General features: G+C 72.2%; 12 protein-coding genes. 6 read left to right on the top strand and 6 right to left on the bottom strand.

What is annotated here, in order from left to right:
* Both A5714_RS15515 and A5714_RS15510 read right to left on the bottom strand, forming a co-directional pair.
* Window positions 1–1381 (bottom strand): DEAD/DEAH box helicase (locus A5714_RS15515; protein ID WP_156747338.1); only part of this gene is annotated, 1381 nt, incomplete at its 3' end.
* 2 nt (window positions 1382–1383) lie between these two features.
* Window positions 1384–3045 carry a DAK2 domain-containing protein gene (locus A5714_RS15510; protein WP_068286415.1) on the bottom strand — a complete coding sequence of 554 codons (1662 nt, stop codon included), beginning with the start codon at window positions 3043–3045 and terminating at the stop codon, window positions 1384–1386.
* Window positions 3046–3357: 312 nt separating this feature from the next.
* Here A5714_RS15510 and rpmB point away from each other — a divergent pair, with 312 nt between their 5' ends.
* A complete protein-coding gene (gene rpmB, locus A5714_RS15505; RefSeq protein WP_067749870.1) occupies window positions 3358–3552 on the top strand; it encodes a 50S ribosomal protein L28 in 195 nt (64 codons plus the stop codon).
* Window positions 3553–3562: 10 nt separating this feature from the next.
* On the opposite strand, the gene A5714_RS15500 is transcribed toward rpmB, so the two are convergent.
* Together A5714_RS15500 and A5714_RS15495 are read right to left on the bottom strand one after the other, a co-directional pair.
* Window positions 3563–4384 carry a mycofactocin-coupled SDR family oxidoreductase gene (locus tag A5714_RS15500; protein ID WP_068072031.1) on the bottom strand — a complete coding sequence of 274 codons (822 nt, stop codon included), beginning with the start codon at window positions 4382–4384 and terminating at the stop codon, window positions 3563–3565.
* A gap of 2 nt (window positions 4385–4386) precedes the next feature.
* On the bottom strand, window positions 4387–5289 hold the full coding sequence (locus A5714_RS15495; RefSeq protein ID WP_068286409.1) for an SDR family NAD(P)-dependent oxidoreductase: 903 nt from the start codon (window positions 5287–5289) through the stop codon (window positions 4387–4389).
* Between the two features lie 98 nt (window positions 5290–5387).
* On the opposite strand from A5714_RS15495, the gene A5714_RS15490 reads away from it, so the two are divergent.
* From A5714_RS15490 to A5714_RS15475, 4 genes are read left to right on the top strand one after another with little or no spacing between them, the layout of a single operon-like run.
* Window positions 5388–5831 (top strand): nuclear transport factor 2 family protein, encoded by a 444-nt coding sequence (locus tag A5714_RS15490; RefSeq protein ID WP_068072036.1) that lies wholly within the window; start codon window positions 5388–5390, stop codon window positions 5829–5831.
* Window positions 5832–5837: 6 nt separating this feature from the next.
* Window positions 5838–7052 carry a sulfotransferase gene (locus A5714_RS15485; RefSeq protein WP_068286407.1) on the top strand — a complete coding sequence of 405 codons (1215 nt, stop codon included), beginning with the start codon at window positions 5838–5840 and terminating at the stop codon, window positions 7050–7052.
* Entirely contained in the window at window positions 7045–8289 is a 1245-nt protein-coding gene (locus tag A5714_RS15480) for a hypothetical protein (RefSeq protein WP_068286405.1), read from the top strand. The genes A5714_RS15485 and A5714_RS15480 overlap by 8 nt, the downstream gene beginning before the upstream one ends.
* Before the next feature lies 1 nt (window position 8290).
* Window positions 8291–9121 carry an oxidoreductase gene (locus A5714_RS15475; RefSeq protein ID WP_068286402.1) on the top strand — a complete coding sequence of 277 codons (831 nt, stop codon included), beginning with the start codon at window positions 8291–8293 and terminating at the stop codon, window positions 9119–9121.
* A gap of 3 nt (window positions 9122–9124) precedes the next feature.
* Here A5714_RS15475 and A5714_RS15470 read toward each other — a convergent pair whose 3' ends face one another.
* Both A5714_RS15470 and A5714_RS15465 read right to left on the bottom strand, forming a co-directional pair.
* Entirely contained in the window at window positions 9125–9808 is a 684-nt protein-coding gene (locus tag A5714_RS15470; RefSeq protein ID WP_068286399.1) for a uracil-DNA glycosylase, read from the bottom strand.
* 41 nt (window positions 9809–9849) lie between these two features.
* Window positions 9850–10830 (bottom strand): thiamine-phosphate kinase, encoded by a 981-nt coding sequence (locus tag A5714_RS15465; protein WP_068204832.1) that lies wholly within the window; start codon window positions 10828–10830, stop codon window positions 9850–9852.
* A 132-nt stretch (window positions 10831–10962) separates the two neighbouring features.
* Here A5714_RS15465 and A5714_RS15460 point away from each other — a divergent pair, with 132 nt between their 5' ends.
* Window positions 10963–11520 (top strand): DUF3515 domain-containing protein, encoded by a 558-nt coding sequence (locus tag A5714_RS15460; RefSeq protein ID WP_068286396.1) that lies wholly within the window; start codon window positions 10963–10965, stop codon window positions 11518–11520.

The following is an 11520-nucleotide window of genomic DNA, read 5'->3' as shown; positions in this document are numbered from 1 at the left end:
CCAGCAGATGCGGCGTGATGCCCGGACGGGCCTTGGCGCGCAACTGATCTCGCTGCTCGACGCCGAACCGGTGCTGTTCGTCGACCACCACGATGCCCAGGTTGTCGAAGTGGACCGCGTCCTGCAGCAGCGCGTGGGTGCCCACGACGATCCCAACCTGCCCGCCGGCGATCTCGGCGCGGACCTGTTTCTTCTGCGCCGCGGTCATCGAGCCGGTGAGCAGCGCGACCCGGGTGGCCGCCCCGCCGTCGCTATCAGCGCCACCCAGCTGACCCGCCATCGCCAACGGGCCCAGCACGTCGGTGATCGACCGAAGGTGTTGGGCGGCAAGGACTTCCGTCGGCGCCAGCAGGGCGCACTGGTAGCCGGCGTCCACCATCTGCAGCATGGCCAAAACGGCGAGGATCGTCTTGCCGGAGCCCACCTCACCCTGCAGCAGTCGATTCATGGGGCGGGTCGCCGCGAGCCCGTCGGACAGCACCGCGAGCACCTCGCGCTGCCCCGCCGTCAGCTCGAAGGGCAGCCGGCCCAACAGCTCGTTGACCAGGCCGTCGGGCCGCGGCGCCGCCGGCGGGCCCGACTCGGACAACTCGCCGTGGCGGCGCGCCACCAGCGCCCATTGCAGCCCCACCGCCTCGTCGAACGTCAGCCGCTGGCGCGCCCGCTGACGCTGCGCGCCGTCCTCGGCGAGGTGCACGGCCCGCAGCGCCTCGTCCTCGGAGATCAGGCCGAGCCCGTCGCGCAGGTCCGCGGGCAGCGGGTCGGGCACCGGATCGAGCACGTCGAGCACCTGGCGGATGCTGGCGAAGATGGTCCAGCTCTGCAGCTTCGCGCTGGCAGCGTAGATGGGAAAGAAGTGGCCCTCGTAGGCCTCGGCGATGTCCTCGCCGCTGGTGGCGTGGGAGGTGTCGGCGATGCTGCGCAGCGAGGCGGTACCCCGGTTGCGCCCGTCCGGGGTTTCCAGCAGCAGAAACGCCGGGTGTGTCAGCTGCATGACGTTGCGGAAGAAGCCGACCTCGCCGGAGAGCATCACCTTGGTACCCGCGGTGAGCTCCTTCTTGATGTAGTTCGCGTTGAAGAACGTGGCGGTCACCTTCGCGCGGCCCGAGCCGAGGGTGATGCGGTGGCACAGCCTCTTCGGGTTCTTCTTCATCGGGAACGTCTCGGTGTCCGAGATGGTGTCGATGATCGTGATGTGCTCGCCCGCCGGCGGCCGCTCGGAGTCGACGCCGTCCGCGCCCCACCGGCTCGCGCCCTCGACGTAGCTGCGCGGGTAGTGGCGCAGCAGGTCGTTGACGGTGCGGATGCCGAACACCTCGTCGAGCAGGTCGGCGACCTTGCCGCCCACGACGAAATCCAGCCGATCGCTCAGCGACACCACGGCTACTCGACCCCGATCAGCAGCGCGTCGCCGTGGTGGCCGGTGCGGTAGGTGACCAGCTCGGTGCCGGGGTGGTGGTCGTGCATGTGCTCTTCGAGGATGTCGCCGACGGCGGCGGCGTCCTCGTCGGTGTCGACGCCCGCGCCCAGCAGCACCGTCACCAGGTCCCCGCCGGACGCCAGCAGCAGGTCGAGCAGGCCGATCGCCGCGCCGGTCACGTCCGGGGCCACGATCAGCACCTCGTCGCCCGCGATGCCCAGGCCGTCGCCCGGCCGGCAGCGCCCCGCCCAGGTCAGCGCGCTCTCGGTCGCGGTACGCACCGACCCGTGCCGCGCCGCCCCGGCGGCCCGCGCCATGGTGTAGCCGTCGTCGACGGCCTGCCGGCCGGTCTCGTGCACCGCCAGCGCGGCCAGGCCCTGCACCATCGACCCCGTCGGGATCGGCACCACGTCGATCCCCCACCCGATGGCCGCGGTGCACCCGGCGACCAGCTCCTCGGCGGCGACGTAGCCGTTGGGCAGCACCATCACCTGCGCGGCGCCCGTGTCGACGACCGCCCGCATCAGCTGGTGTGCGCTGATGGTGGCGACCGCCGTTTCGCGCTGCAAGACGGCGGCGCCCTCGCCGGCGAACAATTCGGCGGCCCCGTCGCCGTCGACCACCGCCAGCACCGCCCGCTCCCGGGTCCAGCCGCCCGCGGGCAGGCCGTTGCTGCCGGAGGTCAGCGCCGAGATCACGATGCGGCTGAGCCGGCCGGCCGCCAGCCCGGCCTCGACGGCGGCGCCCGCGTCGTCGGTGTGCACGTGCACGGAGTAGGTGCGCTGCGCCGACGACGGCGCGGCCGCGATGCCCACGGAGTCGCCCAGTTCCTCGAGCCGGTCGCGCAGGGCGTCGGCCGCGTCGGCCGCGCAGCCGTCCAGGAGGTACATCACCTCGAACTGCGGGGTGGGGCGCTCGGCGGTGGCGGGCTGGGGCTCCCGCGGCGACGGCTCGTAGACCGTGCGGACCGGCGCCGGCCCCGCGACCGTCGACCGCAGCGCGTCCAGCAGCACCAGCAGACCGCGGCCCCCCGCGTCCACCGCACCGGCGTCGGCGAGCACCTCGAGCTGCTCGGGCGTCTTCTCCAGCGCGACCACCGCGGCGTCGCCCGCGGCGACGAGCGCAGCGGGCAGCCCGTCCCCGCCCCGCGCGCAGTCCTGCACGGCGCGGGCGGCCGCCCGCAGCACCGACACGATGGTCCCCGGGATCTCCTCGCCGCCCATCGAGGCGATCACCAGTTCCACCCCGCGCTGCAGCGCGGCCCCCAGGACGTCGACGTCAATGTGGGTCAGTAGCCCGCCGGCGTCGGCCGCGACGGTGGCGGTGACGTCGGCGATGCCGCGCAGGATCTGCGACAGGATGACCCCGGAGTTGCCGCGGGCGCCGTTGAGGGCGCCGGTCGACAACGCCGCCGCCGCGCGGGCGGCGCACCGCGGGCCGGCCTCGGACCCGGGCTTGACCTCGGCTTGCACCTCGGCCAGGGCCGAGCGCATGGTGAACAGCATGTTCGCGCCGGTGTCGGAGTCGGCGATCGGGAAGACGTTGAGGCGGTTGATCTCGTCGATGTGGGTGATCAGGTCGGAGACGGCGGTGTGCGCCCAGTCACGCAGCGTGACCGCGTCCAGCAGGCGGCCCTGCGCGGCAGACGCCGTCGCGCGCGAAGTGCCCACCCGACCCACCTCCTCAAGCCTCCCGACGCGGCCCCCGGTGCGCGCCAGCGTAGCCCGGCGCCACCCGGTCCGGCCCACCTCGACCACCACCCTTCCGGCGCGGCGAGCCGCCCATTGAGCCTAGCCAGCGGTGGCGACGGGGGCGGTGACCGTTTTGGTGGTTGCCACGACAGTCGGTATCCTGATTGGGCCCGGGCGATCCCGGGCCGTCCCGGCCGCTAGATGTGTCCCGCGCGCCGGACCCCCGAGATTTGAGGAGCTTGAACCATGGCCGCTGTGTGCGACATCTGCGGGAAGGGCCCCGGCTTCGGTAAGTCGGTGTCGCACTCCCACCGCCGCACCAGCCGCCGGTGGGACCCGAACGTCCAGACCGTGCACGTCGTGACGCGGCCGGGCGGCAACAAGCAGCGCCTCAACGCGTGCACGTCCTGCATCAAGGCCGGCAAGGTCGTCCGCGGCTAGTCCCGACCCGTCACATGACGACGTGGCCGGCGTCCACCGGCAGCGACACCCCGGTCACGTAGCGCGATCGCGGGCCGGCCAGCCACAGCACCGCCTCGGTGACGTCCTGGGCCTCGACCAGCGGCACGTCGGGCAGCAGCATCTGCGAGACGGCCGGATTCGGGTTCTCCAGCATCCGATTTACCACGAAGTCGTTGAGGATCATCGGCGTCGCCACGCCGCTGGGGTGCACCGAGTTCACCCGAATCTTGTGCGGCGCATAGGCGTTGGCCGCCGAGCGCATCAAGCCGACGACGCCGTGCTTGGACGCGGCGTAGGCGAACATCGCGGCGCTGCCGTCGCCGCCGCGGCCGGTGAGGCCCTGCGACGAGCTGACCAGCACCACCGATCCGCCGCGGCCCTTGGCGACGATCGAGGGCACCGTGGCCAGCAGCGTGTGCCACACGCCCTTGAGGTTGGTGTCGACGATCGTGTTGAACACCGGCTCGGAACCGGCGTCCGGGTCGCCGATCGCCACCACCCCGGCGTTGGCGACCACGATGTCGACGTCGCCCAGTGCGTCGATGCCCGCCCGCACCCCCGCCGTCAGCTGCGCCAGGTCCCGGACGTCGGCGACGACGGGGACCGCCGTGCGGCCCGCCGCGGCGACGAGGCGCACGGTCTCGTCGAGGTCGGCCCTGGTGCCCAGCGCGTACGGGATCGCCGCCACGTCGGAACAGATGTCGACCGCGATGATGTCGGCACCCTGCTCGGCCAGCGCGACGGCGTGGCTGCGGCCCTGGCCGCGCGCCGCGCCGGTGATGACGGCGACCGTGTTGTCGAACTCACCCACGGCTACACCTGCACCTTCGTGCCGGTCTCGCGCTCGGCGAAGTCCACCAGGCGCGCGGCCGTCTCGTAGTCGCAGGCCACCACCGAGCGCCCGATCAGCACCGGCCCGCCACGCAGGCCGAACCTGCCGGTCACGCCGACGAACGCGCCGGGCGACACCGGCTCGCTGATGCAGTACAGGGTGGGCGCCGCGCCCTCGTCGATGTCGTTGGCCAACCGGTCGGCCACCACCTTGACGCCCCGATGCGCCAGCGACTGCAGGCGTGAATCGCCCACGTTCGACAGGTTGGAGGCCACCCAGCCGGGATGGGTGAGCTGGGTGACCAGCGGCGACCGGGCCTCGCGCAGCCGGCGGTCCAGGTCCAGCCCCCACAGCATGACCGTGAGCTTGGACTGCGCGTAGGCGCCCAGCCGGGTCCACTTGTGCCGGCGCAGGTGCAGATCGTCGAGCCGCAGCGTCGCCGACTTGTGCGCGTCGGAGCCGACGTTGATGATCTGGCGGCGCACCTTGGGCAGCAACAGGTTGGTGAGCGCGAACGGCCCCAGCAGGTTGGTGCCCAGGGTCATCTCGAACCCGTCGACCGTTTCCGTGCGCCGGTCGGTGAGCGCCCCGGCGTTGTTGATCAGGATGTCCACCGGCTCGTCGATCTGGGCGGGGAAGGCACGCACCGACTCCAGGTCGGCGAGGTCGAGCTTGGCCACCGACGGGGCGGCGCCGCCGATCGCGGCGATCTCCGCCGCACGTTGCCGGCCCAGCTCGGTGTTGCGCACCGCCATGATCACGTGGGCCCCCGCCTTGGCCAGGGCTCGGGTGGTGCCGAGGCCGACGCCGTTCGTCGCCCCGGTCACGATGACTCGTTTGCCGGTCAAGTTGCCGAGCCGGCTCGGCGTCCAAGGTAACGTCACGGCGACTAAGAGTAATGGGCGGTTCTATGTAAGTTGGGGCTGTTCTGCCAACATGGTCTGCACACCGCACCGCAGCGGGCACAGGAGATGGCTTGGGCATGAGTGACAGCGCGCGCGAAATCACCAACCTGATCTACCGCTACGCCGAACGACTCGACGGCGGTGACCTCGACGGAGTGGCCGCACTGTTCACGCACGGCCGCATCTGCGGAGTGGCGGACGGGCCGCCCGAGACGGTGTTCGCCGGCCCGGCGCGGGTGCGCGAGATGTACGACATGGCCACCCGCCTCTACGAGGACGGCACCCCGAAGACCAAGCACAACACCACCAACGTGCAGCTGGACATCGACGAGGCGGCGGGCACCGCGCGCAGCACGTCGTACTACTGCGTCACCCAAGCCACCCCGACGCTGCCGCTGCAGATCATCGTCACCGGGCATTACCACGACACCTTCCACCGGGTGGACGGCGCCTGGTGGTTCGACAGCCGCACCATGTTCGTCGACCAGGTCGGCGACGTCAGTCAGCATCTGAAGTTCTAGACGCGCGTGGCCCCCGCGAGCGCCGCCGAGGCGGCCTTCGAACCCGCCGCCGTGCTGGCCGACGCCCAGCGCAAGGAGGGCTTGACCGATTGGGGCCCAGGCGATTTCGAGGGCCCGCTGCGGGTTCTGCTGGGCGACTACGCGCGCGCCGACCTCAGCGGCCTCAATGCCCAAGGCGTGCACATCCTGCGCTCGGGGCTGGTGCACAGCCTGCGCATGCGGCTGCGCGCGCAGGAGTGGATCCGTCGGCACCCCGAGATCCTCGACGAGCGGATCACCGCGCCGATCGTTGTCGTCGGGATGATGCGCAGCGGCACCACGCTGCTACAACGGCTGCTGGCCGCCGACGCCCGCCTGGTGTGCGCGTACGGCTGGGAGGTCGTCGAGGTCGCGCCGCGCCTGGACTATCGATTCACCGACGCCCGCGACCCGCGCATCGCCATCAGCGAAGCGCGGGAAGCCAAGTCGCGCGAGCTGGCCCCGGAGTTGTTCGCCATCCACCCGATGTACGCGCGAGAGGCCGAGGAGGAGATCGTCTTCCTCGCCGACGCATTCTTGTCGCACGTGCCCGAATCCGGCGCGCACCTGCCCCGCTACCGCGCCTGGCTCGACGCGCAGGACTTCTCCCCCGCCTACGCCTACCTGCACCGGATGTTGCAGTTCCTGCAGTGGCAGAAGCGGCAACGCGGCGCGCCAATCGGCCGCTGGGTCCTGAAATCGCCGGCCCACCTGGGCTATTTGGACCTGCTGCGCGCGCAGTTCCCCGACCTGCACCTGGTGCACATGCACCGCGACCCGCGCACCACCATCGCCTCCGGGGCGAGCCTGAACGCCACGCTGCACGCCATGAACGCCGATTCGGTGGACCGGCATCGGGTGGGCGCGCAATGGCTGGCGCGGATGGGCTGGACCAACGACCGGGCGATGGCCGTGCGCGACGCCTGGGCAGACGACGAAACCCGGGTCACCGACCTCGGTTTCGACGAGGCGGTGGCCGACCCCCTCGGGCAGGTGGCCCGGGTCTACGCCGCGGTCGGGCTGGCCCTGACCGAACAGGCGGAGGCCGCGATGCGGCGCTGGCTGCGCGAGCGGCCCCGCGAGGCGCCCCGCCCGCCCTACGACCTGGCGCACCACGGCCTGCGGCCCGAGCAGGTCGACGAACGATTCTCGTTGTACAACAAGCGTTTCGAACGATACATCGGAGGAACAGCGCATGCCTGACGACCCGGTCGCGACGGCGTCCCAGCACGAGCAGGAACTGGCCGCCCTCGATCTGATCGAGCATCCCACCGTCAAGGCGGCGTACCGCGATGTGGCGGAACGGTGGCTGGGCCGCGCGAAGGCTTCCGACGCCATGCGCGAGCGGTTCGACGACGCCTTCGCCGAGGTGATGTTCTCGGCGGCGATCTGGTCGTCCAACCAGGACAAGTTGCGCCCGAAGGTGAGCTGCATCACCCGGCTGGCGCACCCGGTGAACGGCCGGCGCATCCCCGGATCACGTTGGGGCATCGACAATCCCGACAGCGTCTACCGGGTGATCCCGATTTCGGGCGACGAACGCTACGAGATCCACGGCCGCGTCGGCGAGCATCGCATGACCGAGAACTACTTCACGCTCTGGGACGCGCACATGGGCACCGTCGCCGTGCTCAACGGGCGCACCATGGCGGTGGACTCCGACGGCGGTTACACGATCACCGTCGACGCCGATCCCGCCAACGGCCGGCCCAACCACGTACAGACCACGGCTCAGGCCCACGAGTTCTACATCCGCGACGTCCTGCTGGACTGGGGCCGTGACGACCCCAATCACATCGAGGTACGGCGGCTCGGCGGGGCGCCGGCGACCCCCGCCCGCACCCGCGACGAGCAGGCCGAGGCGACCGCGGCCATGATGGCGTACTTCGCGGACTTCACCGGCAAACTCAGCCACGGCGTCTACAAGATGCCGGCCAACCATTTCGACCTCGCCTGGTCGGCGGACAAGGTCGGCGCCATGCGCAACCAGGTGTACGTGTTGGGGCGCGTCGACCTCGAACCCGACGAGGCGTTCGTGGTGGACCTCGACGACGGGGGCGCCGAATACTTCACCGTCCCGCTGAGCAACGTCTGGGGCACCACGCTGGACATCGTCGACCGCACCGGCAGCCTCAACAAGGCGCAATCGGTGCGGGGCGACGACGGCACCTACACCTACGTGATCTCGCCGACCGATCCCGGCGTCGCGAATTGGATCGACTCCGACGGCCTGCGGGAAGCCATCTTGACGCTGCGAATGGCCGAGTTCGGCGAGGCGGGCCCGCGCGAGGGCCTAGGCGCGCGCGGCCGGGTGGTCAAGCTGGACCGGCTCGACGCCGAGGTGCCGCACCTGCCGCGGGTGACCGCGCAGCAACGGGCGACCGAACTGGCCGAGCGCCGAGCGGCGTATCTGCGGCGCCTGCCGGAAGGGACGGCCTGAGATGTCGCGATGGCTCATCACCGGCTGCTCGACCGGCTTCGGCCGCGAAATCGCCCGCGCCGCACTGCAAGCCGGGCACAGCGTGGTGGTCACCGCGCGGCGGGCCGAGGCGGTACGCGACTTCGTCGACGAGTTCGGCGACCGGGCGGTCGCGGTGGCGCTCGACGTCACCGATGCCGGCCAGATCGCCGGCGCCGTCGCGGCGGCCGAGCAGGCGTACGGCGGCATCGACGTCCTGGTCAACAACGCCGGCCACGGCTACCTGTCGGCCGTCGAGGAGGGCGAAGACGCCGAGGTTCGAAAGCTGTTCGACGTCAACTACTTCGGTGCCGTCGACATGATCAAGGCGGTGCTGCCCGCCATGCGCGCCCGCGGCTATGGGCACATCGTCAACATCTCCTCGATGACGGGGCTGGTGGCCAACCCGCCCAACGCGTACTACTCCTCGACCAAGTTCGCGCTGGAGGCGGTGTCCGAGGCGCTGGCCGCCGAGGTGCGTCCGCTGGGCATCAAGGTCACCGCGATCGAGCCGGGCGCCTTTCGCACCGATTGGGCCAGCAGGTCCATGAAGGAGTCCGGCACCCCGATCGCCGACTACGCCGACGTCAAGGCGCGCAAGGACCTGATCAAGCAGTTCGCCGACCACCTGCCCGGCGACCCGCGCAAGGTGGCCGAGGCGGTGCTGCTGGTGACCACTCTCGACGAGCCGCCGCTGCGGCTGCTGCTGGGACGCGACGTGCTCAAGGCGATGCGCGACAAGATCGCCGCCCTCTCGGCGTCCATCGACGAATGGGAAGCCGTCACCAAGAACGTGAACTTCGAGGGCGGCTAGCCGTCAGGGCAGCCGCCAATCGATCGGCTCCGCGCCCAGCTCGGTCAGCAACTGGTTGGCCCGGCTGAACGGGCGCGACCCAAAGAACCCGCGCGACGCCGACAGCGGCGACGGGTGGGGTGACTCGATCGCCACGCAATTCCCCTCGGCCAGAATCGGTTTCAGGGTGGACGCGTCGCGGCCCCACAGGATCGCCACCAGCGGCTGCGAGCGGGCGGTCAGGGCGCGGATGGCGCACTCGGTGACCGCCTCCCAGCCCTTGCCGCGGTGCGAGGCGGGCGCGCTCGGCCGCACCGTGAGCACCCTGTTGAGCAGCAGCACGCCGCGCTGCGCCCAGGGCGTCAGGTCGCCGCTCGACGGCGTCGGGTGACCCAGGTCGGCGGTGTACTCGGTGAAGATGTTGGCCAGGCTGCGGGGCACGGGCCGCGCCTCCGGCGCCACCGAGAAACTCAGCCCCACCGCGTGTCCCGGCGTGGGGTACGGGTCCTGGCCCACGATCAACACCCGAACCTCGTCGAAGGGAAAGGTGAACGCGCGCAACACGTTCGGGCCCGCCGGCAGGTAGCGGCGCCCGGCCGCGACCTCGGCGCGCAGAAACTGTCCCAGCTGGGCCACCTGGTCGGCCACCGGCGCCAGCGCCGCCGCCCAGCCCTGCTCGACGAGTTCGTCCAGCGGCCGGGCCGTCACCGCGGCCCCGCCTCGATCGGGGTGACAATCACCGCGCCACCCTACTGGTAGGACTGCCAGCCGGCGTATCCGTCCCACTCCCGGTCGTCGACCAGCACGCCCGCCGGCCCGTCGACGACCCGCCCGATCTCGCGCCAGCCAGGCGGCGCGGCTCCGGCGAAACACGCCACCAGCGCGTGGTCCTCGCCGCCGCCCAGCACCCACGCCCACGGGTCGGCGCCGGTCGCGGCCGCGGCCGCGGCAACGGCCTCCCGGTCGGCGGCCAGCGCCGCCGTCGACAGGTGCAGCGCCACGCCGGACGCCTCGGCGACGTGCCGCAGGTCGGCGACCAGGCCGTCGGAGACGTCGATCATCGCCTGCGCGCCCGCGGCCGCCGCCACCGCGCCCTGACCGTAGGGCGGCTCGGGCACCAGGTGCCGGCGGCGTAACTCCTCGAAGCCATCGATACCCTCGATACCATCGATACCGTTGTCCCACAACGCGAATCCGGCCGCCGAGCGGCCCAGCTCGCCGGCGACGGCGAGCACAGAACCGTCCGTCGCGCCCGAGCGCGGCACCGGCGCGCGGCCGTCCAGCTCGCCGAGCACCGTCACCGCGACCACCCACTGCGGGCAGCCGACCAGGTCCCCGCCGGCGATGCCGGCGCCCACCCGCTGCGCCTCGTCCCACATGCCGTCGACCAGGGCGTCGACGTCGGCCACCGCCGTGTCGCCGGGCGCGCCGAAGCCGACCACGAAAGCCGTTGGGCGCCCGCCCATCGCCTCGATGTCGGCGGCGTTCTGGGCGATGGCCTTGCGGCCGACGTCGTGGGGCGCCGACCAGTCCAGCCGGAAATGCCGGTCCTGCACCAGCATGTCGGTCGACACCAGGACCCGGCCGGCACCGGCGGACACCAGCGCCGCGTCGTCGCCGGGCCCGAGCAGCACGGCGGGCGGCTGGCGGCGGCCCCGCACCAGCCCCTCGATGACGCCGAACTCGCCGGCCTGGCGCAGGGTCGGCGCGTCGCCCGAGTCGTCCTGCACGCCACCTCCTTCGAGCCCGTCGAGCCCGTCGCGGGGCGCGGCCGCCCGCCCGGCCTGCGGTACGTTGGACCCCTGCCGATGCGGGCGGACCGCGCCAGTCTAGAAGACGGTCGCGCGAACGGAAGGGCGGTGATGGGCGGTTCGGACGCCGACGCGGGGCCGCCCCGCGCGGCCATCATCGCCGCGGTGGTGCTGGCCCTCGTCGCCGTCGGTGTCGTGCTGGCCGTCGCGGCGACCCGGGAGGCGCCCCCGCAGCCGGTCGCCGTGGCCGACGTCCCGGCGCCGCAGGCCGACGACGCCGCCTGCCAGGCGCTGACCGGGGCGCTGCCGCAACGGCTCGGCGACTACCAGCGCGCGGCCGTCGCCCAGCCCGCGCCGCACGGCGTGGCCGCCTGGCGGGCGGGCCAGGACCGTGACCCCGTGGTGCTGCGCTGCGGGCTCGAGCGCCCGGCCGAATTCGTGGTCGGCTCCCCGATCCAGGTCGTCGACCGGGTGCAGTGGTTCCAGGTGCGTTCCGAACAGCAATCCGCCGGTGACGTCGGCAGGGCCACCTGGTACACGGTGGATCGCCCGGTGTACGTGGCGCTCACCCTGCCGTCGGGCTCGGGCCCCACGCCCATTCAGCAGCTCTCCGAGGTGATCGACCACAGCATCGCCGCCGTGCCGATCAACCCGGCCCCGGCGCGCTGA

Origin of the sequence: Mycobacterium sp. E2462 (assembly GCF_001672685.1) — a bacterium.
In the GTDB taxonomy this organism is placed as follows: domain Bacteria; phylum Actinomycetota; class Actinomycetes; order Mycobacteriales; family Mycobacteriaceae; genus Mycobacterium.
The sequence above is the reverse complement of the archived record's forward strand: the minus strand, read 5'-3'. Positions and strand labels throughout refer to the sequence as shown.

Excerpts from the sequence above, each read along its gene's own strand:
- A5714_RS15490 (WP_068072036.1), top strand. The coding sequence starts at position 5,388 with ATGAGTGACAGCGCGCGCGAAATCACCAACCTGATCTACCGCTACGCC.
- A5714_RS15480 (WP_068286405.1), top strand. The coding sequence starts at position 7,045 with ATGCCTGACGACCCGGTCGCGACGGCGTCCCAGCACGAGCAGGAACTG.
- A5714_RS15475 (WP_068286402.1), top strand. The coding sequence starts at position 8,291 with ATGTCGCGATGGCTCATCACCGGCTGCTCGACCGGCTTCGGCCGCGAA.
- rpmB (WP_067749870.1), top strand. The coding sequence starts at position 3,358 with ATGGCCGCTGTGTGCGACATCTGCGGGAAGGGCCCCGGCTTCGGTAAG.
- A5714_RS15460 (WP_068286396.1), top strand. The coding sequence starts at position 10,963 with ATGGGCGGTTCGGACGCCGACGCGGGGCCGCCCCGCGCGGCCATCATC.